At 30.5% G+C, this 26146-nt stretch carries 21 protein-coding genes, 3 pseudogenes and 1 riboswitch; of the genes and pseudogenes, 12 read left to right on the top strand and 12 right to left on the bottom strand.

The features are described 5' to 3' along the window. Nucleotides 1–5 precede the first annotated feature (5 nt). The 3 genes from purC to B4E59_RS00105 all read right to left on the bottom strand — a co-directional run bounded on the left by purC (nucleotide 6) and on the right by B4E59_RS00105 (nucleotide 5624). Nucleotides 6–728: a phosphoribosylaminoimidazolesuccinocarboxamide synthase gene (gene purC, locus B4E59_RS00115; protein WP_038332381.1), complete on the bottom strand. Its 723-nt coding sequence runs from the start codon at nucleotides 726–728 to the stop codon at nucleotides 6–8. Between the two features lie 546 nt (nucleotides 729–1274). Beyond that, the gene (locus B4E59_RS00110) at nucleotides 1275–4982 is read right to left on the bottom strand and encodes a phosphoribosylformylglycinamidine synthase (protein WP_125349019.1); all 3708 of its coding nucleotides are present in this window, start codon (nucleotides 4980–4982) and stop codon (nucleotides 1275–1277) included. A gap of 104 nt (nucleotides 4983–5086) precedes the next feature. Next, nucleotides 5087–5185, bottom strand: a riboswitch (purine riboswitch). Nucleotides 5186–5378: 193 nt separating this feature from the next. Next, the gene (locus B4E59_RS00105; RefSeq protein ID WP_038332385.1) at nucleotides 5379–5624 is read right to left on the bottom strand and encodes a hypothetical protein; all 246 of its coding nucleotides are present in this window, start codon (nucleotides 5622–5624) and stop codon (nucleotides 5379–5381) included. A 192-nt stretch (nucleotides 5625–5816) separates the two neighbouring features. On the opposite strand from B4E59_RS00105, the gene B4E59_RS00100 reads away from it, so the two are divergent. From B4E59_RS00100 to B4E59_RS14570, 8 genes and pseudogenes are all read left to right on the top strand, one after another. After that, nucleotides 5817–7781: an LTA synthase family protein gene (locus B4E59_RS00100; protein ID WP_291049011.1), complete on the top strand. Its 1965-nt coding sequence runs from the start codon at nucleotides 5817–5819 to the stop codon at nucleotides 7779–7781. Beyond that, entirely contained in the window at nucleotides 7771–8658 is an 888-nt protein-coding gene (locus tag B4E59_RS00095) for a diacylglycerol/lipid kinase family protein (protein ID WP_291049009.1), read from the top strand. The genes B4E59_RS00100 and B4E59_RS00095 overlap by 11 nt, the downstream gene beginning before the upstream one ends. A gap of 3 nt (nucleotides 8659–8661) precedes the next feature. Next, nucleotides 8662–9345 carry a response regulator transcription factor gene (locus B4E59_RS00090; protein ID WP_280061601.1) on the top strand — a complete coding sequence of 228 codons (684 nt, stop codon included), beginning with the start codon at nucleotides 8662–8664 and terminating at the stop codon, nucleotides 9343–9345. Beyond that, a complete protein-coding gene (locus B4E59_RS00085; RefSeq protein ID WP_291049004.1) occupies nucleotides 9338–10723 on the top strand; it encodes a sensor histidine kinase in 1386 nt (461 codons plus the stop codon). Before B4E59_RS00090 ends, B4E59_RS00085 begins: the two co-directional genes overlap by 8 nt. Nucleotides 10724–10760: 37 nt before the next feature. Beyond that, a complete protein-coding gene (locus B4E59_RS00080; RefSeq protein ID WP_291049002.1) occupies nucleotides 10761–10964 on the top strand; it encodes a (4Fe-4S)-binding protein in 204 nt (67 codons plus the stop codon). 203 nt (nucleotides 10965–11167) lie between these two features. Next, nucleotides 11168–12754: pseudogene (gene abc-f / locus B4E59_RS00075) on the top strand (ribosomal protection-like ABC-F family protein). A 237-nt stretch (nucleotides 12755–12991) separates the two neighbouring features. Further along, on the top strand, nucleotides 12992–13144 hold the full coding sequence (locus B4E59_RS14610; protein ID WP_125349105.1) for a response regulator: 153 nt from the start codon (nucleotides 12992–12994) through the stop codon (nucleotides 13142–13144). Then, a pseudogene (locus tag B4E59_RS14570) lies at nucleotides 13141–13275 on the top strand (helix-turn-helix domain-containing protein); the annotation flags it as partial. The gene B4E59_RS14610 and the pseudogene B4E59_RS14570, both read left to right, overlap by 4 nt. Here B4E59_RS14570 and B4E59_RS00065 read toward each other — a convergent pair. The 3 genes and pseudogenes from B4E59_RS00065 to B4E59_RS00055 all read right to left on the bottom strand — a co-directional run. After that, a pseudogene (locus B4E59_RS00065) lies at nucleotides 13260–13862 on the bottom strand (protein-tyrosine-phosphatase); the annotation flags it as partial. The pseudogenes B4E59_RS14570 and B4E59_RS00065 overlap by 16 nt on opposite strands. A 15-nt stretch (nucleotides 13863–13877) precedes the next feature. Further along, nucleotides 13878–14342, bottom strand: a complete 465-nt coding sequence (locus tag B4E59_RS00060; protein ID WP_125349012.1) for a DUF6428 family protein — start codon at nucleotides 14340–14342, stop codon at nucleotides 13878–13880. A gap of 77 nt (nucleotides 14343–14419) precedes the next feature. Then, nucleotides 14420–14749, bottom strand: coding sequence for an ArsR/SmtB family transcription factor (locus B4E59_RS00055; RefSeq protein ID WP_125349011.1), 330 nt, complete (start codon nucleotides 14747–14749; stop codon nucleotides 14420–14422). A gap of 404 nt (nucleotides 14750–15153) precedes the next feature. Between B4E59_RS00055 and B4E59_RS00050 the strand changes: the two genes are divergently transcribed. The 4 genes from B4E59_RS00050 to B4E59_RS00035 are packed head-to-tail and all read left to right on the top strand — an operon-like array spanning nucleotide 15154 to nucleotide 18553. After that, nucleotides 15154–16887, top strand: a complete 1734-nt coding sequence (locus B4E59_RS00050) for a cbb3-type cytochrome c oxidase subunit I (protein WP_291050531.1) — start codon at nucleotides 15154–15156, stop codon at nucleotides 16885–16887. Then, nucleotides 16887–17876 (top strand): cytochrome c, encoded by a 990-nt coding sequence (locus tag B4E59_RS00045; protein ID WP_125349009.1) that lies wholly within the window; start codon nucleotides 16887–16889, stop codon nucleotides 17874–17876. Before B4E59_RS00050 ends, B4E59_RS00045 begins: the two co-directional genes overlap by 1 nt. 1 nt (nucleotide 17877) lies before the next feature. Next, a complete protein-coding gene (locus B4E59_RS00040) occupies nucleotides 17878–18138 on the top strand; it encodes a hypothetical protein (protein WP_125349008.1) in 261 nt (86 codons plus the stop codon). 34 nt (nucleotides 18139–18172) lie between these two features. Then, nucleotides 18173–18553: a cytochrome C gene (locus B4E59_RS00035; protein WP_280048997.1), complete on the top strand. Its 381-nt coding sequence runs from the start codon at nucleotides 18173–18175 to the stop codon at nucleotides 18551–18553. On the opposite strand, the gene B4E59_RS00030 is transcribed toward B4E59_RS00035, so the two are convergent. The 6 genes from B4E59_RS00030 to B4E59_RS00005 form a co-directional block, all read right to left on the bottom strand. Continuing rightward, entirely contained in the window at nucleotides 18543–19145 is a 603-nt protein-coding gene (locus tag B4E59_RS00030) for a Crp/Fnr family transcriptional regulator (RefSeq protein WP_291050524.1), read from the bottom strand. The genes B4E59_RS00035 and B4E59_RS00030 overlap by 11 nt on opposite strands. Nucleotides 19146–19184: 39 nt before the next feature. Continuing rightward, entirely contained in the window at nucleotides 19185–19766 is a 582-nt protein-coding gene (locus B4E59_RS00025; protein ID WP_125349005.1) for a uracil-DNA glycosylase family protein, read from the bottom strand. After that, nucleotides 19756–21033: a chloride channel protein gene (locus tag B4E59_RS00020; RefSeq protein WP_291050521.1), complete on the bottom strand. Its 1278-nt coding sequence runs from the start codon at nucleotides 21031–21033 to the stop codon at nucleotides 19756–19758. The genes B4E59_RS00025 and B4E59_RS00020 overlap by 11 nt, the downstream gene beginning before the upstream one ends. A 45-nt stretch (nucleotides 21034–21078) precedes the next feature. Beyond that, nucleotides 21079–22293: an NO-inducible flavohemoprotein gene (gene hmpA / locus B4E59_RS00015; protein WP_349676111.1), complete on the bottom strand. Its 1215-nt coding sequence runs from the start codon at nucleotides 22291–22293 to the stop codon at nucleotides 21079–21081. A 681-nt stretch (nucleotides 22294–22974) separates the two neighbouring features. Then, entirely contained in the window at nucleotides 22975–23415 is a 441-nt protein-coding gene (locus B4E59_RS00010) for a hypothetical protein (RefSeq protein WP_291050515.1), read from the bottom strand. Next, complete coding sequence (locus tag B4E59_RS00005; protein WP_291050512.1) at nucleotides 23403–25199, bottom strand: hypothetical protein; 1797 nt, start codon at nucleotides 25197–25199, stop codon at nucleotides 23403–23405. The genes B4E59_RS00010 and B4E59_RS00005 overlap by 13 nt, the downstream gene beginning before the upstream one ends. Between the last annotated feature and the right edge of the window lie 947 nt (nucleotides 25200–26146).

The raw sequence follows: 26146 nt of genomic DNA, 5'->3' as shown, positions 1-26146 counted from the left end.
AATGTTTATTTTAAAACTTCTGTCAAACGATTATATACTTCGTGATAAGCTTCTGAAACATCACCTAAATCACGACGAAAACGGTCTTTATCTAATTTTTTTCCTGTTTCAACATCCCATAAACGACATGTGTCTGGAGAAATTTCGTCAGCTAAAATGATATTACCATCAACATCTTTACCAAATTCAATTTTAAAATCAGCTAAAATTAATCCAGCTTTTAAGAACAATTCTTTCAACGCTTCGTTAATTACTTCTGTTTGTGTGTACATTTCATCTAACTCATCATATGTTGCAGCTCCTAATAAAACCGCATGATGATCGTTGATTAATGGATCTCCTAATTCATCTTTTTTGTAACAGATATCAAAAATTGTAACTGGAGATTTCGCTCCTTCTTCTAATCCTAAACGTTGAGCCATAGACCCAGCTACATAGTTGCGCACAACCATTTCAATTGGAATAATTGATACTTTTTTCACCAATTGCTCACGATCATTCAACTGCTCGATGAAATGAGTTTTAACTCCTTTTTCAATCAAATAGTTGAAAATTAAAGTCGAAATTTTGTTGTTCATTTCTCCTTTGTCCTCAACAGTTCCGCGCTTTTGTGCATTAAATGCAGTTGCGTCATCTTTGTAATAAACAATTACTTTGTCTGCTTCCTCTGTTGAGTAAACTTGTTTTGCTTTCCCTTCGTAAATGAAGTCTTTTTTTGTTAAGCTCATCGTTGTTGTTTGTTTTTTCGAAGCTCGATTTTCGAAATTCAAAGTTAAAATTCATCTAACTTCTAGTTTCTTATTTCTAACTTCATTACATCGTTTTTTTGTTTTGTTTGAAATGAAAAAGTCCACTTCGTGTTTGTTGTTTGTTTTGAAAATTAACTTGTTCAAGGTTAACTTTCGAGATTAATTTCGATTGGTTCAGGATCGAAATTGGTATTAGTTTGTTGTTTGTTTCTTTTTTTAGTATTTAGATGTTAGATATTTAATATTTAGATTTTTTTTCTTCTACCTTATTTCTAACTTCAAAATTCCTTATTTTATTTTCAATGTCAAGCTGAATTCAGTTCAGCTTCTCACTTTTTTAAGATGAGTTCCTGAAACAAGTTCAGGATGACTCAAACTTTATTCTTCAATTGTCATTCTGAATGAAGCCTTGGCGTAATGAAAAATCTTTTTAGATTCCTCAACAAACTCTAAATGACATTTTTTATTTAATTTTTAGAAGTTAAATTTTCTCATATCTAACTTCTAATATCTCATATCTATAATCTACCCTCTAAAATACTCCACCGCATTTTTGAAGATATTCATATATCCATTTCCTGGAATGTTCTTGAATAATCCTTCTTCGTAACGCTCTGGATGTCCCATTCGTCCGTAAACTTTTCCACAAGGCGATACAATTCCTTCTACCGCAAACGTAGATCCATTTGGATTATAAGGCATTTTTCCAGCTAATTTTCCATCCAAATCTACAAACTGAGTTGCGATTTGTCCTTTATCAATTAACTTTTCTAATTCAACCTCATTTGCTACGAAACGACCTTCTCCATGCGAAAATGGAATCCAGAATTCTTGACCTTCCATTCCTTTTAACCAAGGTGAGTGCGATTTATTCACTCTCACTTTCGCTAATTGTGTAATGTGACGACCAATTTCATTGAACGTTAATGTTGGTGTATCTTCTTCTAAATCTTGAATACGTCCATAAGGCAATAATCCTGATTTAATCAATGCTTGAAAACCATTACAGATTCCTAAAACCAAACCATCGCGCTCTAATAAATTGTGAATTGCATTTTTGATTTTCTCATTGCGTAAAACCGTTGCAATAAATTTACCTGATCCATCTGGCTCATCAGCAGCTGAAAAACCTCCTGGTACAAAGAAAATATTGGCTTGATTGATTTCATTTACAAAAGCATCAACTGATTCTTCAACATCTTGTTGTGTTAAATTACGGAAAGGCAAAGTCGAAACGATTGCTCCTTCTCTACGGAACGCTTTTGCTGAATCATATTCTGAATTTGTTCCTGGGAAAATTGGAATGAAAACTTTTGGGTTTTCTACTTTATGATCGGCGAAGGCAAAACAAATTTGTTCTGCTTTTAAATCTTTTTCCTCAACAACAGTTTCAGTAGTTGATTTATATGGAAACAATGAATTGAATGTTTCTTTCCATTGTTGTTTTAATTCAATCAAATTAATTTCTTCTCCATTAAAGTTGAACGAAGTTGAATCATTTGTCTGACCTAAAACATGATAATTTTGAGCGATTTCAGCAGGAATATTTAAATCATCTGAATGTTCAATTACAATCGAAGCTGGATAATATTTTGCTACATCTAAATCAGTTTTGATTTCAAATCCGATTTCATTACCAAAAGCCATATTCGCTACAGTTTCTGCAATTCCACCAAATTTAACCGTCATCATTGATTTTACATCAGCATTAATTGTTCCGATAAAATCAAAAATAGCTTTTGTATTTGCTTCGTCGATTAAATAATCTTCTGTTAATGTTGGAATAAAAACTGAAAGTTTAGAATTCTTTTCAACTAAAGTTCCTTGTACAATTTTTTCAGCCAAAGAAGGCGCAACTGCAAAAGAAATCAACGTTGGCGGAACATCAATATCTTGGTAAGAACCAGACATCGAATCTTTACCTCCAATTGCAGGAATTCCGAACTGTTTTTGTGCTTCAATCGTTCCTAATAAAGCCGCAAATGGTTTTCCCCAACGCGTAGCTTCATCACGTAATTTTTCAAAATATTCTTGAAAAGTTAAACGAATATCAGCGTAATTTCCACCAGCAGCAACAATTTTTGTCATCGAATCAATTACCGCAAAATAAGCTCCGTGATAATTTGACCAACGAGAAATTGTAGGATTGTAACCAAATGAAGCAATAGAAACTGCATTTGTAAATCCGTCTGTTGGGAATTTTTGTACCGAAACATCTTCTGGTGTATCCATTGTTTGTCCACCAAAAGCATTCAAAATAGTAGAACGTCCAACGTTATTGTCAAACATTTCTACCATACCTTTTTGCGACGCATGATTTAACTCTTGCATCATTGCAATAAACGCTTCTTTATTGAAGGCTTTATTCTCAAAAGGATTTGTATATTCTTCGTCCGTAACTTCGATTTTAGCTTGTTTACGAACGCCATTTGTATCTAAAAATTTACGGTCTAATTCAACAATTTTTGTTCCTTTCCAAACCAAAGTCATTGTATCATCTCCCGTTACCTCAGCAACACAAGTCGCATCAAGATTTTCTTCTTTTGCTAATGAGATAAATGTTTCCACATCTTTAGCCTCAACCGCAACAGCCATACGTTCCTGAGATTCAGAAATCGCTAATTCTGTTCCGTTTAATCCAGCATATTTCAATGGAACTAAATCTAAATTAACATTAATTCCGCGTGCAATTTCACCAATTGCAACAGAAACACCTCCTGCTCCAAAGTCATTACATTTTTTGATTAATGCTAAAACATCTGGATTACGGAATAAACGTTGAATTTTACGTTCAACAATTGCATTTCCTTTTTGAACTTCTGCTGATAAATCGTCTAATTTAAGACCATCGTGTGTTTTAGATGAACCAGAAGCTCCTCCTACTCCATCACGACCTGTTGCTCCTCCTAATAAAATAATTCGGTCACCTGCAACTGGTTCTTCACGACGAACATATTCTTTTTTTACAGCTCCAGCCACAAAACCAACTTCCATGCGTTTTGCTTTGTACCCTTCGTCATAAATTTCTTTCACAAAAGTTGTCGCTAAACCAATTTGATTTCCATAAGAACTGTATCCGTTTGCTGCTTCTTTAGAGATTTTACGTTGTGGTAATTTACCTGGTAACGTATCTTCAATTTTTTCTAAAGGATTTGCAGCTCCTGTAATACGCATCGCTTGGAAAACGTAAGAACGTCCACTCAAAGGGTCGCGTATTGCTCCACCAACACATGTCGAAGCTCCACCAAATGGTTCCACTTCTGTTGGGTGATTATGTGTTTCGTTTTTGAATTGTAATAACCATTCTTCTTCAACACCATCTACATCGATTGGAACGACAATAGAACATGCGTTAATTTCTTCAGAAACATCAATATTTTTCACAACTCCTGTACGAGAAAGATATTTTCCCATCACAGTTGCTAAATCCATCAAACGAATTGGTTTAGTTATTCCTAATTCTTGACGAACTTGTTGGTAATAATCGAATGTTTTTTGAAGTGTTTCGTTAAATTTAGAATTAAATTGAACATCTGTAATCTCCGTCTCAAAAGTTGTATGACGACAGTGATCAGACCAATAAGTATCTAAAACTTTTAACTCAGTTTCGGTTGGATTACGATTGATTGATTTGAAATAGTCTTGAATAAAAACTAAATCATCCATCTCTAACGATAATCCAAATTGGTTGTAAATGTCTTGTAGTTTATTTTCGTCAGCAGAAATAAAACCTTCAATAATTGGAACTTCTGTAGCTTCTGGATTAGCTGGAATTTCCATTTTTGAAAGATCTTTCTCGCGCGACTCAATTGGATTGATTAAGTAATCTTTTACTTTCTTTAAATCTTCCACAGACAAATCATCATTGAAAACATATAGTAAACCAGATTTTACGGTTACATTTTCAACATTCATCAACACTAAACATTGTTCCGAAGAATCATCGCGTTGATTATATTGACCTGGTAAAAATTCGGTTGCAAAATAATTTTTAGAATAAGGAATGCTTTCGTTAACTGCATCTTCTACGTATTTGAAAACAACGTCTGTCACAGGATCGACAAACACCTTATTTTGAACCTCTTGTAATTGGCTTTCTTCTATATTAAATAGATCATAAATAACAAAAACCTTGCACACAATTGTAGGTACAAGGTTTTTGAGTTCTATTGTAGTCTTCTGACTGATAACGTCAAAATTTGATTTCTTCTGAATGAAAAGTCTGTGGTTCATTGTATTGTTTGCTGTACTATTTGGTTTAATGTGTTTAAACCATTTGTATCATCTACATCAACAAACAAACTATTTTCTAACGAGAGTGGTTCAAGACTCATTTTGTAGAAAAAAAATTCATTTGTAGTGGCAATTTTTTATGGTCTGCCGTAGAGACGCTCAACCTTATTATGAGCTATACAAATGTTGTAAACTTTAAAAACTAAATCACCTTTAAAAGTGAACTGCAAAATTAAACATTTTAATTAGTAAAATCAAATCTAAATCAACAATATTTTATTTAATTTTTTGGTTAAATATTTTTCTTAAAATTTAAGCATGATTATCAATCAAATGTCCCTTTTTACAACAAAAAAATCCTTATCAAAATTGATAAGGATTTTTCGTTTTCCGTAATTATCTTGTAATTGTCAAATCGTATTCGTTGTCTGATTCATCATATTTATATGATAATTTCATATTGAAATCTTGCATAAACTTTTTGCAAAACGTTTCTATATTTAATGAATCTGGAAAAGTAGCTTTGTTAACTGTCATAAACAAAGTTGTCCAACTTGTATTGTCTTTAAAAATTGTAGAGAATCTTTTCTCCCAATATGTTAAAAACTTTTCTTCTTTTTCATTGATTAATATCTCTTCCATTCTACCTACTTTATAAACCAATTACAAATTTACAACTATTTCTAATCAAAACCATTTTTTCACGAATTATTAACGTTTTCAGTTTCTATCTTTCATTCAAGAATCGCAAACTTAAGATTCGCTTAAGATTCACTTTTCCATGTTAATAATCTATTAAATATCAAGATATTTGAACAATAATTCAAAAACAAAATGTTTACAAATAATTTAAAAGGACGTTACAGTATTTTACTATTTTTCAGTTCGTTATTTATTCTAATTTCATTTATTCTACGCCTAATTTTTGCAATTTGGGTAAAAAGTGATTTCGATTGGAATATTGGCTCGTTATTGCACACTATTTTTTATGGATTGGTGTACGACATTAGCGTTGTAAGCTGTTTCACGTTATTCTTATCATTTTATTTTATGATTTTACCAAACAAATTCGTCAATTCATTATTTGATCGAACTTTCGTGTATTTCGTTTATACATTGTATTTGGTAATCATTTATTTTACATTTTTTGCCGAAGTTACATTTTGGGACGAATTCAAAAGCCGATTCAATTTTATTGCGGTCGATTATTTAATTTATACCTACGAAGTTGTCAAAAATATTCAAGAATCATATCCTTTACCAGTTTTAATTGGCGGAATTGTGTTGATTACAGGCTTGACAATTTTCGCAACAAAAAAAGGTTATTTCTTTTACAACACATTCCATAACAAACCAAAAACAAGTCAAAAAATTGGCGTTTTTGTGTTCAATTTACTACTTGCGGTTAGCTCATTGTTTCTTTTAAATAATGATAGTAGTTCAACTTCAGAAAATCGATACAACAACGAAGTTTCTAAAGCCGGAATTTTTTCTTTCTTTTCTGCTTTCCGAAATAATCACTTAAAATACGACGAACATTATAAATCTATTCCGATTGAAGATGCTTTTGCAGTGATGAAATCTGAATTGCAAGATTCGAAAACTGTTTTCGATCAACAATTCAAAAATCCAATACGAAGAACAATTTTAGCGAGTAATCCGTCTCAAGCAGAACAAAAACCAAACGTGATTTTTGTGTTGATGGAAAGTATGAGCGCTTCATTTTTGCAAGAGCAATTCAACGGAAAATCAATCACTCCAAACCTTAATGATATAGCAAATAACAGCATCTATTTTTCGAATATGTATGCCAACGGAACGCGTACAGTACGTGGAATGGAAGCTGTTACATTATCAATTCCTCCTACTCCTGGAAACAGTATTGTGAAACGTGTTGATAATCAAAATTTATATACTATTTCGAATGTTTTCAAAGCAAAAGGTTATCACAATATGTTCTTTTATGGTGGCGATGGATATTTTGATAATATGAATGCGTTTTATGGTGGAAATGGTTTTGACATTTACGATCGAGGTCGTGGTAGCGTTTTAAGTGATAGAATCAACACCAATCGTTTCAATATTAATGATGATGAAGTTACTTTTGAAAATGCTTGGGGAATTGCTGACGATGATATTTACAGAAAAGTAATCAAAGTTGCGGACGAAAAATACAAAACAAAACAACCATTTTTTGCTTTTGTGATGTCAACTTCTAACCACAAACCTTATACGTACGAAGATGGAAAAATTGATATTCCGTCTGGAACTGGTCGTCCTGGAGCTGTAAAATATGCCGATTATGCGATTGGAGATTTAATTGCAAAAGCGAAAACAAAACCTTGGTTCAGCAATACCGTTTTTGTGTTTATTGCCGATCACTGTGCAAGTAGTGCAGGTAAAGATGCGATTGACGTTAAGAATCATCACATTCCGGCATTTATTTATAATTTGAAATCGCATGCCAACGAAAATGTCACAAAAGAAGTTTCTCAAATTGATATTTTTCCAACATTATTTTCGTTGTTTAATTGGAAATATACGTCTCAATTTTATGGAAAAGACATTTTCGATCCGCAATACAAATCGCGTTCTTTTGTTGGTACGTATATTAAATTAGGAATGAAAAAAGGCGAAGATGTTTCGATTTTATCCGATCAAAAGAAAATCAATCAATACAAATGGATTGATAAAAATTTAATTGATACAAAGGTTGATCCTATTTTCGAACGTTCTATCATATCTAATTATCAAACAGCCGATTATTTATTTAGCAATCATTTATTAAATGAAAAATAAAATCATTTTTATCATCAATCCAATTGCTGGTAAGGGAAAAGGACGAATGATTGAAACTGAAATTCAAAGTTATTTTAATCAAAAAAATGTTGAATTCGAAACATTTTTGACTGAAAGTATTGGTCACGCAACTGAAATTACAAATCAAGTTCTAACAAAAAATCCTGATATAATAGTAGCTTGTGGCGGCGACGGAACAATAAACGAAGTCGCTCAAGCTTTGGTTGGTAGCAATGTTGCTTTGGGAATTATTCCGATTGGCTCTGGAAATGGATTAGCGGCTAATTTGCATATTCCTAAAACTACTGAAAAAGCTTTTGAAACGATTTTGAATGCTAAAATCAATAAAATTGATGCAGGAAAAATCAACGAAAATTACTTTTTTAGCAATATGGGATTGGGAATTGATGCGGATGTGATTAACAATTACGCACAAACCAAAACAAGAAACTTTTTGGGATATGTAACTGCCAGTACAAAAGCCATTTTCAACTTTCAACCGAAAAAATTTAACATCGAATTAGACAATGAACATACATTAGATGATGACTTTTATTTTGTGTTCTGCTCCAACTCTAACGAAGCGGGTTACGGCATCTCATTTTCGCCCAATGCAAAATTAAATGATGGAAAATTAGACTTTCTTGCGGTAAAAAAACTTAATTTTATCCAACAAATTCAGTTTTCGGCGAATGTTTTAGGAAAACGAATTGAAAAAATGAAGCAAGCAAAAGTGTTGCAAGTTAATTCCGTAAAATTCAATTCCAAACAACCTAAAACCATTGCACAAGTTGATGGTGAAGCTGTTATTTTTAACCAAAATTCTATTGAAGTTTCGATTGTCCCGAATGCTTTAAATGTTATTGTTCCGAATTAGAAAATGAACAAACCAAAAGTTTTAATTGTTGAAGATGAATTGGGAATTGCCAATTTTATGCTTCAAGGTTTAGAAGAAGAAAATTTATCGCCAACGCACTGTTTAAGCGGCGAAGATGCCTTAGTGAAAATAAATAACGAGAAATTTGATGTTATTTTATTGGATTGGATGATGTTAAATATTTCTGGATTAGAAGTTTGTTTAACAACGCGATCTACCGAAAATCCAAATAAAAAAACACCCATTATTTTTATTACAGCAAAAGATACAGTTCAAGATACAATTGAAGGTTTGAATGCTGGTGCAAATGATTATATCAAAAAACCATTTGATTTCAATGAATTAGTAGCGCGAATTAACGTTTATCTTCGTCAAAATGAATCGAATAATCTTTTAAATTTCGGAAATATTTCATTAAATACAGAAACGCATCAAACTTTTTTAGACAATAATTTAGTTGAATTAACACTAAAAGAATTTCAACTTTTAGCTTATCTTTTCAAAAATAAAAACCGAATTTGTACACGCAAAGAAATCATTGAAAACGTTTGGGATATTCATTTTGAATACGATACAAGTGTGATTGATGTTTTTATTAATGCGATTCGTAAAAAATTGAATCTAAAAAAAGACGATCCGCGCTTACATACCATTCGTGGCGTTGGTTACATTTCGAAAGATGCTTAAAAAATTCTCGGTAAAAAATAGAATTGCGCTTTTCTACAGCCTTACTTTTTCGGTTATTTTACTGATTATATTTTATTTAATTTATTTTTCTGTAAACCGAGGTATCAACAAAACGATGTACGAAACGTTGGAGGAAGAAATCAATAGTCACGTTGATTATGTTTTACACGAACCAACATTAGAGAACTTTGTTCAACCGCGAGAATGGGAAGAAGTTGAACATACAGACATTGCACTGAATCCTGTTTTTATCTCGATTTATAATAAAAATTTCAAATTAATTGAGAGCTCTCCAAATATGGTGCAAAATCAATTGGATTGGAACAATGAAGAACCAGAAAATAAGCCATTTTACGCTGAATATAATTCAATTCAGTTATTAATTTCTCAAGCAAAATTGATTCATCACGGCGAAGTTGTGGGATATTTGGTCGTTGGCGTTTCTACAAAACACAATCAATTAGCGCTAGATTATTTAAAAACCGCCTTACTTATTATCTTTCCTATTTCGGTTTTATTGACGTTTCTTTTAGCTCGTTTTATTGCGGCTAAATCGATTAAACCTGTTTTCAATGTTATTCATACAGCGCAATCGATCACCGAAAATAATCTTTCAGAACGCATTCAATTACCTAAAAATAAAGATGAATTATTTCAACTTTCAGCGACAATAAATTCACTTTTAGATCGATTAGAGTTTCAAATTTTAAAAGCTAAACAGTTCTCGGCTGATGCTTCACATGAACTTCGAACACCTTTGGCGATTATAAAAGGAACCTTGGAAATTTTGATTCGACACGAACGCACGCCTGAGCAATACAATGAAAAAATAGATTACACATTGAAACAAGTGAATCGTTTGGATCGTTTGGTAGAGCAATTTTTGTTGATTTCTCGTGTAGAAAATAATAGTTTAGAGTTGAAAACTTCTTTATTTGAGCTAAAAACCGAAGTTTTAAAATCAATTGAACGTTTTGATGTTTTATTACAAGAAAAACAAATTTCTGTCGATACAGAACAACTTCAAACTTGTGAAATTGATAATTACCAAGAATTTTTTGAGATTATTATAGATAATGTTTTATCAAATGCTATAAAATATTCTAACTTAAAAGGTCAAATAACAATTCTTTCTAACATCGAGAACAATTCTTATGAATTGATTTTTGAAGACAATGGAATTGGAATGAATCAAGAAGATTTAAAATTTGTTCAAGAACGATTTTTCCGTATTAAAAATGATTCAACATTCCATATTTCTGGTTCTGGATTAGGACTAAATATCGCGACACAGTTAGCTAAAATAGCTGACATTAAAATGCGAATTGAGAGTACCCAAAATATTGGAACTAAGATTATTTTAACGTTGAATATTTAAAATTTTTAAGTAACTTCAATTCATCTAAAATATCAAAATGAGTCAACACGAATATACAAACGGAGAAATCACTATAATCTGGAAGCCTGAATTATGTCAACATGTAGGTATTTGCGTAAAACTACTTCCAAATGTATATAATCCGAAAGAAAAACCTTGGCTAAAGCCAAAAAATGCAAGTAGTGACGAACTTATCAAACAAGTTCATCAATGTCCTTCAGGTGCGTTGAGTATAAAGTAGTAAAATAAATATTTTAGCATTTTATGTTTCTATGTAGCTAATCTTTAACTTCCCTCTGATTTCTTATTCATTAAATAAAGTTCGTATATTCGCAAAATCAAAATTTAAGTAAGACACAATGTAAAAAATAATTTCTTTCAGACAAATCAGAACAACAACCTCAAAACGGTTGCTGTATTGTTTCACTTCTAAAGAAAGGAATTATGCTTACTTTACAAAATATTTCATATCTACATCCAAACAAGAATATACTGTTTAGCGACATTAATTTAACAGTACAAAATCAAGAAAAAATTGCTTTAATTGGTAACAACGGAGTAGGAAAATCTACTTTATTGAAAATTATCGCTAAAAAATATCAACCATCAAATGGTCTAATAAACATTGAAACTGAACCTTATTATGTTCCACAAATTTTCGGACAATTCAATCAGTTGACGATCGCTCAAGTACTGAAAATCGAAGATAAATTAAGTGCTTTGAACGAAATCTTAAACGGAAACACAAGTGAAGATAATTTCAATTCACTCGATGATGATTGGACAATCGAAGACCGTTGCAATGAAGCATTAAGTTATTGGCAACTCAACGATTTGGACTTGAATCAAAAAATGGAAACTCTAAGTGGTGGACAAAAAACAAAAGTTTTTTTAGCTGGAATTTCCATTCATCAGCCCGAATTAATTTTATTGGATGAACCTAGCAATCATCTCGATAATGTAAGTCGTCAACTTTTATATGATCTAGTTCTCGATACAAAAAGCACGTTAATCATCGTAAGCCACGACAGAAAACTTCTAAACCTTCTAAATAGTGTTTATGAGTTAAGTAAAAACGGGATTAAAGTTTATGGTGGAAATTACGACTTTTATAAAGCTCAAAAACAGATTGAAAACAATGCCTTGAATCAAGATATTCAAAGCAAAGAAAAAGCATTGCGGAAAGCCAAAGAGAAAGAACGAGATACTTTAGAACGACAACAAAAATTGGATAATCGTGGAAAAAGTAAACAAGAAAAATCAGGTGTTGCTCGAATAATGATGAACACTTTGCGAAATAATGCCGAAAATAGTACATCAAAATTAAAAGGTGTTCATGCAGAAAAAATTAATGGAATTTCTCAAGATTTACAAACGCTTCGCTCCTCTTTATCTCCTTTAGATAAAATGAAATTTGGTTTTGATCATTCAGACTTACATAAAGGAAAAGTTTTATTTACCGCAACTAACGTTAACTTTAGTTATAACGATAAACTGATTTGGAAAAACAACTTAAATTTTGAGATTACAAGTCGCGAACGCATTGCATTAAAAGGAAAAAACGGTTCAGGGAAAACCACGTTGATAAAGCTTATTTTAGGTAAGATAAAACCGCAAAAAGGAACAATTTATCGAGCAGAAAATAAATCCATTTACATTGACCAAGATTATTCGTTACTTAATAATAAACTAAAAGTTTATGAGCAAGCACAACAATTCAATACCTCAGCATTACAAGAACATGAAATCAAGATTCGTTTAAACCGATTTTTATTTTCAAAAGACGACTGAGAGAAACCTTGCTTAATGTTGAGTGGTGGTGAAAGAATGCGTTTATTACTTTGTTGTTTAACAATAAACAGTAAAGCTCCTGACATTATTATTTTGGACGAACCTACCAATAATTTGGATATTCAGAACATTGAAATTTTGACAAAAGCTATAAACGAATATCAAGGAACGCTAATCGTTGTATCACACGACGAAGCATTTTTGGAACAAATAAAAATAGAACGGACGATTGATTTATAAAAAACATAGTAAATAATCAAATTCCTTTCAATGGATTCAAAAGTTACTCAATCCCACATTCGATATATTTTTGGAATTCTTGAAAAAGTTTGAAGAAGAAAAAAATAATGAGTTTATAAAAGCTATATGCATAAAATAATACCTTCTGTTCACAAGTAATAAGAATGCATTCAATTTTAATCATAGACGATAAAACAAAAATCAGAACACTCCTAGCTCGAATTAGAAGGTTTTGAAATACATCAAGCAGAAAATTTAAAATCAGGGATAAAAAAAATTAAAACACTTACTCCTGAAGTTATTTTATGTGATGTAAAATTACCTGATGGTAATGGTGTTGAGTTTGCAAAAGAAGTCAAAGAACAAATTTTAATTGTAATGGAAGCTTAACGAGCAGAAACTCCATAGCCCAACTTTGTAGAAAATATAGTATTAGTCAATCTCAATTTTATAAGTGGAATAAAGAATTTTTAGAAGCAGGTAAAAAGCGATTATCGGGTGATATAACTCGAGAAAAAACGTAAAACATTTCTGTTGCTATCTGCAAACTTCTTTCTGCATACACTTTTGATTGCTCTGCTGTATGGTCTGAAACTTTAGGATCTTCAAATGTTATCGGTATTCTTTTTTCAGCTCCTGCAATAAACGGACAATCTCCATCTGCTTGCGAACAAGTCATAATAGCTGCGAATGTTCTAGGATTGAATGGATGATCATATTTCTTTGAAAAGCCTATAATTGGAAGTGTATTTTCATCAAACTTAATGGAATAAATCGGATTTGTACTTTCTTCAATTTTGAAAATAGTAAAACCTTGATTCCTTAATGTTTCCACTACTTTCGGGAATAGCGCCGTTTCTTCTGTTCCACCTGAATAACAATATACATTTTGTATGTTGTAAAACGAAGCAGAAACCTGTGCCCAAACTTGTGAAAAATGACTTCGACGTGAATTGTGTGTACAAATAAAGTTGAGATTTACAGCTTGATTATCATTTATTTTCTGTTGAATATAATCTACCAAAGGCTGCAAAACAGCCTTTCTGTCGGTAGATATTCGATCAAAATTTTGAAACTTGATTATGTTTTCTTTTAGTATTGAATACATTGTTTAGTTAGAATTTTAACAACATCCTGAATTTGGTGTGCAACAAGACGATTGAATCTCTGATAATTTCACTTTTGGTTTTTGATTTGGAATACCACATGCATCCTCTGCTAAACAAGCTGTTTGTTTGTTTTTTAAGACAAAGTTTTTACCATTGAATTCTAAATCATATTTCCCAATTGTTTCAGCTTGATACTCTACCTCTATTTCACTGTTCTCGATTCCCAACTGTTTTTCAGAAAGCTCGATGATATGAAGCAATTTATTTGGTTTTAAGCGATGTTCATAATCGTCGGCATTCCATAGTTGGAAATTCACAGCTTTCTCGTTTCGTATTGTTCCTCCACAATCAATAAAATTTTTAGTAATTTGCCCTACTTCTGTTACATGGAAATGTTCTGGTACAAATGTTCCATCTTCTAATTGAAATTCAACATTGTCTAAATTTGGCAATATTTCTTTAATTTGTTCAAGTGTCATATGAATTGAATTTTAAATTTATTTTCTTTTTTATTCATCGTAATATTACGATGTATATAGATTAAAAAAAAATGCCTTTAACAGCATTGTTTAACTTTCACCTCTTGATTAAAGAAAGTGACTAATTCGTTTTGTATCTCATTCCATACTTTTTCTTCAATACAATAACAAACAGACTTTCCTTCTATAGAACCTTGTATAATTCCTATATTTTTTAATTCTTTTAAATGCTGAGAAATAGTTGCTTGTGCTAAGCCCAATTCATCTACCAAATCGTTACAAATACACGCTTTTTGATTGATAATATGTTGTAAAATAGCAATACGAGCCGGATGTCCCAAAACCTTAAACAGCACGGCTAATCTATTTTGTTCTTCTGTAAACATCTCTGTTTTAGTAATTCCCATTTCTCTTTTTATTACATCGCAATATTACGATTTTAAATTTAAAATGTAAAACTTCCTTTCTCTTTTTATTCTTATTATTTTTCAAATGAATTCATATGACCTTCGAGAAATCTTGATGCAAATTAAAGTATTGTAAAAAGTAGATATAAGTATTGAGAATTAAATTTTCAGAAATTAAATTTTAATTTATTGGTTAATATTTTCTACGATAAGACTCTTCTATTTTTCTATTTAATAATAATTCTTCCATAAGGCTTCCTTCTTTTCATAAGATGAATATTAAATAAATAATTTCTGTAAAAGACACAAGTACAATTATTTAACACACCTATGACCACACGCATAAGTCTTGTTACGCTATCCTATGTAAATTAGAAAATCAAAATTATATAAACAGAACTATAATGGATAATTTATTAAATGAACCTGGTCTTCAATTGACTATCTTGTTTTTCTTTATTCCTGTATTTTTTGCTTTGATTCTTATTTTAATTAAAATCAATAGCATTATATCAAATGTGTTAAGAAAAAAAGAATTAAAAAAAATCTATGAAGATTTAAAGAATCTTCAACCAGGAGAAGTGGCTGCTCTTGAAAAACGAAAGATAGAACTTGAGTTTAAACTAATAGGAAACGAACTTTCATTAAATAATTCTGTTGAAGATCCACGTGGATTAGTAGATCAAACAAATGAAATACATGATATTCGTTTTTTACAAACCAAACGAAAAGAAAGAAAAAATATAGTTATTCCTAACAACGAAAAAAAACTTATACTTTGGTTCTTAGGATGTGGTATTTTATGGCTTATTATAGGAACAACCGTAGGAGAGTATTTGGGAATAAAATTTGTCGCACCTGATGCTGATCATGTTAGTTGGTTAAGCTTTGGTCGATTAAGACCCGTACATACGAATATTGTTTTCTGGGGTTGGGCATCTGTTGCTATGGTCGGTTTTTCGTATTATGTTATTCCAAGAGTAGGTAATACAAAAATCTTTAGCTTAAAAATAGCTTATACTTCACTAATTTTAATGAATTCAGCTGTTTTATTAGGAAGTATTTGTTTAATGGTTGGGATAAATAATAGCGGTGGAGAATACAGAGAATATGTTTGGCCAGTTATGCTTCTTTTTGCAATAGGAATTATTATCAGTATTTATAATCATATCCAAACAATATCATCAAGAAAAACAGAAGAAATTTATGTCTCGAATTGGTATATAGTATCTGCAATGATGTTTGTTGTTGTCATATTACTTGTTGCTTATCTTCCGTTTTGGCAAGATGGATTAGGTGAAACCATTACACAAGGTTATTTTATGCATCAAGGTGTTGGTATGTGGTTCATGTTTTTTAATCTTGGATTAATGTATTTTTTCCTTCCACAAGAACTTAATAGCCCAGTGTACTCATATAGTCTAAGTATACTTGCTTTTTGGACTCAAATCTTATTTTACACTCTAATTGGAACTCATCACTTTATATTTAGTGCTATTCCATGGTGGATGCAAACTATTGCAATTGTAGCGAGCGTAGGTATGATAATACCTGTAGCTGCAGGAAGCATTAATTTTATGATGACTATTCGAGGTTCTTGGCACAGATTAAAATTAAGTTATGTACTACCATTTTATGTCGTTTCAATTATTTTCTATTTCACTGGTTCAATGCAAGGAACTGTAGAAGCATTTCGGGTAACTAATCTTGTTTGGCATTTTACCGACTTCACTGTTGCTCATTCTCATTTAACTATGTATGGTATTATCACATTTATGTTATGGTCATTTACTTATACACTTGTACCGAGACTTACTTCTCATGAACCACCAAGTATTACTGTTGGTTTACATTTTTGGTTTGCATTAATAGGTTTACTTGTTTATACTGTTTCGTTGATGATAGGATCTACAGAAAAAGGAATTTTATGGATGGATAAAAAACCGTTTCTTGAAGGTATAATTTTAATGATGCCCTATTGGTTATGGAGGGCTATAGGAGGTACAATGATGTGGATATCTCATTTTATTTTCGCTTATAACTTTTATAGAATGTTAAAACCAAAAAAGGAAATAAAAATACCGCAATCACCAGCTGAACTTTTAGATATTATTAATATAGAAAAAACAACATTATAATGGATTTTTTTAATAATCATAAAAAGCTTTTTCTTTCCGCATTGGCATTTTTTCTTTTTCTAACATTGATTATTTGTATTCTACCTGCACTTAATAATCAGAAAATAAATCGTCCTTTGCCAGGAAGTAATGTCTCTACAGAAGAGGAAGTTCGTGGTAAGCAAATTTATATAAGAGAAGGTTGTGTAGCTTGTCATACACAACAGATCAGAAATGTAGATATGGATCAGGTTTTTGGAGAAAGACCAAGTATTGCTGCAGATTATGCACGAAATAAACGTATTAGCTTTTTTCAGAATACAGCAACACTAATGGGAACAGAGAGAACAGGACCTGATTTAACTAATATTGGTCGTAAGCAACCAAGTTTAGAATGGCAATATTCACATTTATATAATCCAAGATCTGTTGTACCAGAATCTGTAATGCCTTCTTATAAATGGTTATTTAATGTAAAAGATTATTTGGACGAAGGAGAGATAGAAGTAAATGTTCCAGATGAATTTAGAATAGGAATTAAAGGAAAAATTGTTCCTTCAAGAGAAGCAAAAGATTTAGTAGCTTATCTCTTCAGTCTACAACAAGTAAAACTTACAGAAGATGTTGAGCCTGTGAAATTTTTATATAAAAAAGAAAAAAAATCTGAAGGAAATTCAACCGATTCAAATCTTCCTGACGGAGAAGCACTATTTGGAACAAACTGTGCAACTTGTCATCAAACAAATGGAGAAGGTTTACCTGGAGCATTTCCACCATTAAAAGGAAGCCCAATTGTTTTAGGAGAAAATTTAGAACTTTATATTACGATTATCATGAAAGGTTACGATCCAAGACCAGAATATGCTTCTATGCCAGCTGTAGGAGAAAATGCACATTTTACACCAGAAGATGTTACTGCAATTATAAATTATGAGAAAGCAAGCTGGGGAAATAATGGAAAAAAAGTAACAGTAGAAGAAGTGAAAGCTATCATGGACAAAATTAAATAAAATGAAACAGACAAAATATAAAACAATATTATTGTTAGGTTTATATAGCTATGCAAAAGCATGTGATGCCTGTAAACTTCAACAACCAAAAATTACGCAAGATTTTACACATGGAACTGGTCCCGAATCAAATTGGAATTGGTTCATTGTGATCTTGATTACTATAATTACATTATATACATTATTTTATTCGTTTAAATTTCTTATTAAACCTGGCGAAAAAGATAAAAAACATATCAAAAATATTGTTTTAAAATTTTAATAAAAAAGGGATTATGTCAGAAAAAAATATAACTGTGTACTTGTACATTGACAAAGAAGAAAAACCTATTGCAGAATTGGTTCCACCAGTTACGTTCAAGTTAGATACAACTAAATTGACGGATGGAGAACATTTATTAAAAATAGTAAGCAAGTTTGACCAAAAAGAAGGGTTAAAAATTATTCGTTTTACCGTTTCTAATGGGCCAATACTTCATATAGAAGGGCTTTCTGATAATGAAAAAGTGAATGGAGTATTGCCATTAATGATTAATGCTTATGATACAGGAAAAAACCAAAGTTTTATTATAAAAGGAAGCGAAAATCCACGAACAATACCAATTTGGGTTTGGGTTTTTATTATAATATTTATGGCTTGGGCAGCTTTTTATATCATTGAAAATTTTAGTCTTTAGCAATTAAAATTACTTTACCACCTCTTATTTCAAGTTCTCCTTTTTTTTCTAAGAGTTTAATTGTTCGTATGACAGTTTCCACTCTCAATCCTGTTAAATCCCCCAGCTGTTGACGAGATAAATCAATTAAATATTCTGGTTCATTATTTTGGTTATGACTACGCAAATAATCGAATAGTTTTACCAATCTTCTTTCTGGATTTTGCGACGATATTTCGGGGGCCATAATTGACTTATAGTACAAACGACGTGCTAAACTCTTGTTAACTTCTAAAGATACTTCTGGACGCGAATGCAATAGTTTGTAGAATGATACTTTAGAAATTTGTATTATTTTTCCATTCGTCACCGCTATCGCATTAGCAGGGTATGGCTCATCAATAAATAAAAGAGGTTCTCCAAAACTTTGACCTTTAATAAAAAAATTCTGTATAAATTCTTTACCTTCTTCAGAAAAATTATTCATTTTAACTTTACCTTCTATTATTTGATAATAATAAATAGGAAAATGTCCAATTTCAAAAATAATTTCTCCTCTTTTTAGATTTCTAATTTCTCCTCCAAATTGGATTAATAAATCTTGATTAATCATAGCATAAATTAAATAATCAATATACCCAAAAGTACTTATTTATAAAATATTTTTAACTCTATTTTTTAATTCAGGTAACACATTTTCTTTGAACCATGGGTTTTTATTCATCCAAATAAAATTTCGTGGTGACGGATGAGGCAAAGGAAAATAATCAGGCAAATAATCGTTAAAATTTAAAATGTTTTCAGTAATATTTTTGTTCATTTTATTCTTCAAATAATATTTTTGGGAATACTGACCAATTAATAAAATCAGCTGTATTTCTTTCATTTCATCTAATAAACTAGTATGCCATAGAGGTGCACATTCTTTTCTTGGAGGTAAATCTCCAGATTTCCCTTTTCCCGGATAACAAAATCCTATGGGTAATAATGCAAAAAGTTCGGGATTATAAAATTGATCTACTGTTACATTTAACCATTTACGCAATTCATTTCCGCTTGCATCGTTCCAAGGTACACCTGTCTCATGAACTCTTAAACCTGGAGCTTGCCCAATAATAGCAATTTTAGACATAGGATTTGCTTGTACAATAGGATTTGCACCTAATGGCAAAAAAGGTTCGCAGACTTTACATGCACGAACTTCCTCTATTAATTTATCAAAATTATTTGTCATTTTTTAATATTAATGTATAAACAGTATAAGGATATATTTTTTTTGATAAAAGATAACTAATAAAAGTTAATACAACAATCGGGAACCATAAAACGTAAGAATTAAAAATTCCGAAAGTTAAAAATATGGCTGTAAATGGAGCATGTAAAGTCGCAGCTACTGTAAATGCTACACCCAATATTATAAAGTTCAAAACAATTACATCAGGCATAAAATATACTTTAGTTAAAACACCTACAAGCAAACCCAAGCATGCACCTGCAAAAATACTCGGAGCAAAAACACCGCCGTCACCTCCCAGTTTTAAAGTAAATCCAGTTGTAAACGGCTTTATAATTACAAGAAATAATGCAAGTAGAGCAAATTCTACAACATAATTTGTTTCTTTGGTTAACTCAGCAATAGTATGATAACCAGACCCATATAATTCGGGTAAAAAATATAAAACGATTCCCAACAATATAGAACCTATTAGTAATTGAAGTATGGGTTGGTTTTCAAATAATAAAATACGCTTTGAATAGGTGACTATTCGCGTCATGAATACACCATAAATACTTGTTGAACCACATAAAATAATGAAAAATGGTATTGCTTCATAATGCCATTCTTTTACACGCTGACTAAGATCTATCAAAGGATGAGCATTCATCAAAAATAGAATAATAGTTGAAAATGTAACACTAAGAATGTGTGTAAACCAAAAAACGTTGCTTTTTTGTTTCCCTATCGTTTCATAGGAAAAGAAGATTCCTGCCAACGGACTACAAAATAAAATAGTGACCCCGCTCGCAATTGCAGCTCCCATAAATTCTTTACGATATTTTTTGAAAATGACATCTTTTCGGGAAGCCATATCACCCAAAGTAGCTGTAGCAACAACAGTGGAAACTTCGATTCCTGTTGTTCCTCCAAAAATAACGGTAAGAAATCCATTAAAAAAATGTGAAAAAACTTTATAAGAAGGAATCTTTTTTTGAGAGCGTAGAGCTTCCAATACTTCAGTAATACCTTTATTTTTCTTTTTATTAAAAACAAACTGGCGCAAAAAATAAATCAATGTTAATCCTATAAATGGAAAAATAACAAAGAATAAATTATTTTTTTTTGCTTTATCTAAAAGTAAATACTCATATTGTTCTACTAAATTTTTAAACATTAAGGTAAGCAAACCTACAGAAACTCCGACTAAAATAGAACAAAGAACTATTCTACTCCATTTAACCCATCGATAGTTTTTTTTTGATACATGATTTTTAAAATTCATACATGTAGAAGGAGAAGCATTGCTTCTCCATATTTTAATTATTGATTATAACGATTTTGGTCCAAATTCTTCAAAGAAAATTTGTTCTTTATTGACTTGATTTATTTCTAGTTCTTCAATCATTTTTTTAATAAAAGGGCGTGGTCCACACACATAATATTCAGAATCTTTATCAAACTTCCAGTCTTCAATCTTTTTAAAGTCAATATGGCCTTTCAAAACACTTGAATCTGCAATAGACTCTTCTATATAATCGTAAAATTGATATTTACTTACATTAGGATGGTTGTTTTGAATAAGTTTTATTTTATCTGCAAATGCATGCACTTCTTTATTGCGACATGCGTGTATCCAAACGACATCATGTTGTACTTTTTCGTTTAAATCAAAAGTTTCTAACATAGACAATAAAGGAGTTTGACCGATTCCTCCACTAATAAATATCTTCTTGTTTTTCGTTTCTTGTAACACGAAGTTTCCTGTAGGAGCGCTCAATTCCAATTCGTCACCTTCAAAAATGTAATCATGTAAATAGTTACTAATCATTCCATTTACTGCGATATTCGTACCTTTTTCACGTTTCACAGAAATACGAAAGTATTCATCATTTGGAGCACAAGAAATACTATATTGACGTATTTGTTCAAGATTCATTTCAGGTAAAAATATTTTGATACTTAAATATTGTCCTGCTAAATGTTTTGGAAGAGCTTTTCCATCTTTTGGTTTTAAGTAAAACGAAGTAATTTCGGCAGATTCTTCAACCTTACTTTTCACAATAAATGTGCGCCATCCTAGCCAGTTACCAGCTTCTTCTTTTTTACTTTCATACATTTTCTGTTCATGACCAATCATCAAATTAGCCAATTGGTTATACGCTAATCTCCATGCTTCAAGCACTTCATTGGTTGCAGCATCTTGTAAAACTTCTTTAATAGAAGCCAATAAATGTGTTCCTACAATATCGTATTGTTCGGGTTGAATATTTAAACTTGTATGTTTGTGTCCAATCATATCTACAACTGGCATTAATACAACTGGATTCACAATATTTTCAGCATAAGCCAATACAGCCATAGCCAAAGCTGTTTGCTGTTTTCCTGAATTTTGATTTTCCATGTTAAACAGGTTTTTTAATTCTGGATGGTGAGTAAACATTCGATTATAAAAATGTTTAGTTAGAGCAACACCACTTTCTCTTAATAAAGGGACAGTTGCTAAAATGATTTCTTTATGTTGATCTGTAAGCATAATAAAAATTAAAATTTGCTTGCAAAACTACTTACTCAAAAGAAACGATACTTATGAGTACAGTCATAAGTTTTAACTAAATCTCCAGATCGTAAGAAGTTTTCAAGAATTAATAATATACTAATCGTTGTTACCACACTAATATGAATAACTTCTCACTCTAACTTTCTTATCATTTGCATGGATAGAAAACCATTGATTTTTACAACCATTTCGTTTGAGCAAATCGAGTTGCCAACTTTATGGAAATAACTTAGTTAGTTGAATCATTGAGAGACTACTGTCGGCATCTTTTTAAAAGAAAGCAACTCATGTTCATATTATTGCCAATCGTATTGATGAAAAAGGAAAAGCTTTAGATGATTCTTATATAGGGTTTAATGTTACATTGTATTCGGTTGTTTTTTCTGTAATTGGGTTAGCAGCTTTGTTTTTTGCTTTTAAGTTTGGGTTTCAAGCGAAAGCGAAGATTAGAAATGAGTTTTACAATGAATTGAAATAATCAACATCGCATTTTATCAGAGAATGATACTCTTTTTATGCAAAAATTCAAAAAATGGGCAAATAAAAATCCAAACGACAGTAATAACCCTTTTAGAAAAGTAGACAAAATAGAAGAAAAAATAGACGACCTCAAATTTTTGAGGTTGTCTATTTTACATAAAAGGTGTTATAGATATTTTTATTGTTTTATTCAATTGGCATACCTAAATTTTCGTAATAGATATTGTTTACACAAAAATATCCATAGGAAAATTGATACTTTTTAAGATTTTTAAAAAGATAATTTTGATTAAATATTTCAAGTTTATTTAATTTAGGTATTTCATTAGAGTTAATTTTTTTTAGACTAAAAACATATTTTTCTTTTTTACATTCATCACAATATTTTCTTCCTCCAGCAAATGTTTTATAAGAAAAACCATTTTTTTTATTGTATTCAATATGCTCTTTATTATAAATGATTAATGTATATTCATTTTTGTAAAAGATGGTATTATTATCTTTTAGTTCATTTTTTTTAATTAACTCAATAGAATCTCCCTTTTCTATGTTTATTATTTGGGCATTTATATTATCAAAATAAAATAAAAATGTTACTAATAGTAATATTCTACTTAAAGTTCCCATGTCCAATATTTTTCGTTCCATGTTGTTTCATATAAAGTTCTTTCTGTTTGTGATAAAGAATTCCAAGCTATTGTACCTTTTAACCCCATCCATACGACTGTTTTATACTCTACATCTGTATATTTATTATTATACAATTGCTTTAGAAAATTAACCATTATGTTAACATAATGAGCTCCCATTGCTTCATGTTGCCAGTTTTCTCCACCTACTGTTCTTTCTACATAATAATCAAATAAGCCAGGATAATTATGGGTATTTAAATATTGTGTAATTTTATTAACATCAATGTTTCCATTAGTTGAACCTATAGATAAAAGTTTTCTGAAAATTTCGGCATGAATCATTTCGTGCATAAAAGTGTCTGCTATAATGATTTTGGGAGTATTGTTCCAATCTACGCTTTGATTAAAAGTTATCTTAATCCAGTAGTCTTTAGGTACAGAAGTTACAGCATAATTTCCTTGAGTTGTTTCACCAATATCAAATAGGAGGTGAGCAACAGAAAATGTAGGCTCAAAGTTTTTTAAGTATTGTTTGAAATTAGAGGCTGTTTTCGCTTGATTGTAAATACCATTTATTTTTGTGTTATTTTTAAATCTCTTAGTAGGTTTTACGATGTCAGGATTTTTTAAGTCTTGTAAATATTCATTCATTACTGAAGAATTAAGATTATTACCATTGAAAAACCAATTTTCTAAATAATCCCAACTAATATTAGGGTTTTGAGTAAAGAAATCTGCTCCTAAAGCAAATAAAATTTGTAAATCCTGTGGATTTTGCATAAAGTAACTTTCCACATTTGTATTACTTAATTTATACTCTTTATACCAATCTACCCATTTAACAAACTGATATAATTCAATAGAAGAGTTGGAAGATAATAAATTAATAGCAAATTGAGTTATATATTCTCCTTGAGAGTTATAAACATATTCTATGTATTGTTTTTTATCATCAGATAATGTCATGTATTTTTGAGATAGATCTGTATTAGTGTTTAGAAAAATAGCAAAAGCAAATTCAGAAAAACCGCCACCACCTCCTCCTGGTCCAGGTCCATCACCAGGGTTTCCAAATCCTCCACCGCCTCCGTCAGGATAAGGAAATTCGTCTACATAGCAATTCGTGTAAGTATAGTATTCATAATAAGCTCTCTCTGAACCACTCAAATCACATGATTCTCCAGGGTAATGTTTTCCTGAATTACAAGGGAAAGCTATAGTTATAGTGGTAGAAGAACAATTACTACTACCTTTATTTGATTTTTGAGGATTAGTAGGAGTTGTTATAGGTTTAGCATTTTCAAATCTATTTTCTCCTAATAAAGTACCTTTTAAAGTAAAATATTTTACAAGACCAGTAAAATCTTCGAATGAATTATTTTTAGTTTTACTGTCAGGGATAAATTTAACAATCATAGAAGATTCTTTTTCTCCTTTATTGTAAACTAAAATATCAAAACCATATTCATTGTAAAAAATGATACTATAAGAAGTAGTTCCATTTTTTTCTACGACAAATACATTCTTCTCTCCATCAAGAGAAGTTTTTTTAGCGGATTTTGAAAATTTATTTTGAATAATATTTTCATTTAAAAAAGAATTAAACTCTGGTAAACTACTCAATTTTTCAATTCGAGTAGAAGTTCGTTCTTTTACAATTAATTCTTTTTCGTTCCTATTTTGTTCGTCCACAAATAATTCTTCAGAGCATCCATAAGAAAATAGTAGAGATGTAATACATCCACTAATTAGAGTGATTTCTTTAATGTGTTTATTCATAGTAATTTAGCGTTTGTACTAAAATACAATAAATTATAAGAAAAACAAATAAATCTCACTTTACATAATCATTATTATATACCATTTTTCTAAAGTTAAGTTATTGATATTAAATGAGTACAGTTTTAAATAAATGATTTTACTTCAAAAAACACGCTGTAAAGTGCATTCTGCCGTTGAAAATGCATATCCAAATCGGACAAAAAATAGATCTTCCTACATAAAAATTAAAGATATGAATCCCTTGAGACATCTCAAGGGATTTTTTATGTAAAAAAGTGCCAAAATAAAAGTCTGTTTTTAGATGTAGAAACTCATCATATTGCATGTAACAACCTGTATTAGTGTTATATATTTTTTTTCCGAAGGAAATAATTGTGTCAGTAAATAATTTTATCAATCAAGATAAGTTTGTCAAAATTTATCCTTCGGATATGGATAAACACTGGTAAAAGGATGTTTTAATCAAGTGATTTTTTTGTCCTTTCTAAATCATGAGTGAAAATATAGATTTAAACAATTAATTTAAGAAGGGTTATACAGCGGTTGAATTACTTGTGATAAAACATATTTTTTTTTCAAACGTGATAAAATTGTTTCCATAAATAAAAATTTACGGATATATATAAGATAAATACAAAATGTATGGGTATAGTGAAATGTTTAATAAAAATGAAAAATGGAGAAGAAGCAAAATGTTTGGCTACGGATTGTTCTTCTCCAGAGTTTCCAAAATTTGATTAATTATGGATGTAACTATTGTTTTAACTGCAATATGTACAATATGTGCAGTTTATCAAACATTCTTTCAAAAAAGAAAGTAATGTATGTGGGTACGTCATATCCTCGTATACTAAATTAGTAAAAAACTAATATAGCTTTATGATGATTAAAAAGACAAAAGAAATAGCAGCTTATTTAACTTATAGTAAAAAACTACAAGTTCT

The sequence above is a fragment of the Empedobacter sp. UBA2044 genome (assembly GCF_002333005.1).
GTDB lineage: Bacteria > Bacteroidota > Bacteroidia > Flavobacteriales > Weeksellaceae > Empedobacter > Empedobacter falsenii_B.
This window is presented reverse-complemented; position numbering and strand designations above follow the sequence as displayed.

What these genes read in the sequence shown, in the direction of transcription:
- B4E59_RS00085 (WP_291049004.1), top strand. Translation starts at nt 9,338, where the DNA reads ATGCTTAAAAAATTCTCGGTAAAAAATAGAATTGCGCTTTTCTACAGC.
- B4E59_RS00105 (WP_038332385.1), bottom strand. Translation starts at nt 5,624, where the DNA reads ATGGAAGAGATATTAATCAATGAAAAAGAAGAAAAGTTTTTAACATAT.
- B4E59_RS00060 (WP_125349012.1), bottom strand. Translation starts at nt 14,342, where the DNA reads ATGACACTTGAACAAATTAAAGAAATATTGCCAAATTTAGACAATGTT.
- B4E59_RS00005 (WP_291050512.1), bottom strand. Translation starts at nt 25,199, where the DNA reads ATGAATAAACACATTAAAGAAATCACTCTAATTAGTGGATGTATTACA.
- B4E59_RS00050 (WP_291050531.1), top strand. Translation starts at nt 15,154, where the DNA reads ATGGATAATTTATTAAATGAACCTGGTCTTCAATTGACTATCTTGTTT.
- B4E59_RS00010 (WP_291050515.1), bottom strand. Translation starts at nt 23,415, where the DNA reads ATGGGAACTTTAAGTAGAATATTACTATTAGTAACATTTTTATTTTAT.
- B4E59_RS00095 (WP_291049009.1), top strand. Translation starts at nt 7,771, where the DNA reads ATGAAAAATAAAATCATTTTTATCATCAATCCAATTGCTGGTAAGGGA.
- B4E59_RS00025 (WP_125349005.1), bottom strand. Translation starts at nt 19,766, where the DNA reads ATGACAAATAATTTTGATAAATTAATAGAGGAAGTTCGTGCATGTAAA.
- B4E59_RS00090 (WP_280061601.1), top strand. Translation starts at nt 8,662, where the DNA reads ATGAACAAACCAAAAGTTTTAATTGTTGAAGATGAATTGGGAATTGCC.
- B4E59_RS00040 (WP_125349008.1), top strand. Translation starts at nt 17,878, where the DNA reads ATGAAACAGACAAAATATAAAACAATATTATTGTTAGGTTTATATAGC.
- purC (WP_038332381.1), bottom strand. Translation starts at nt 728, where the DNA reads ATGAGCTTAACAAAAAAAGACTTCATTTACGAAGGGAAAGCAAAACAA.
- B4E59_RS00030 (WP_291050524.1), bottom strand. Translation starts at nt 19,145, where the DNA reads ATGATTAATCAAGATTTATTAATCCAATTTGGAGGAGAAATTAGAAAT.
- B4E59_RS00080 (WP_291049002.1), top strand. Translation starts at nt 10,761, where the DNA reads ATGAGTCAACACGAATATACAAACGGAGAAATCACTATAATCTGGAAG.
- B4E59_RS00100 (WP_291049011.1), top strand. Translation starts at nt 5,817, where the DNA reads ATGTTTACAAATAATTTAAAAGGACGTTACAGTATTTTACTATTTTTC.
- B4E59_RS00110 (WP_125349019.1), bottom strand. Translation starts at nt 4,982, where the DNA reads ATGAACCACAGACTTTTCATTCAGAAGAAATCAAATTTTGACGTTATC.
- B4E59_RS00020 (WP_291050521.1), bottom strand. Translation starts at nt 21,033, where the DNA reads ATGAATTTTAAAAATCATGTATCAAAAAAAAACTATCGATGGGTTAAA.
- B4E59_RS00055 (WP_125349011.1), bottom strand. Translation starts at nt 14,749, where the DNA reads ATGGGAATTACTAAAACAGAGATGTTTACAGAAGAACAAAATAGATTA.
- B4E59_RS00045 (WP_125349009.1), top strand. Translation starts at nt 16,887, where the DNA reads ATGGATTTTTTTAATAATCATAAAAAGCTTTTTCTTTCCGCATTGGCA.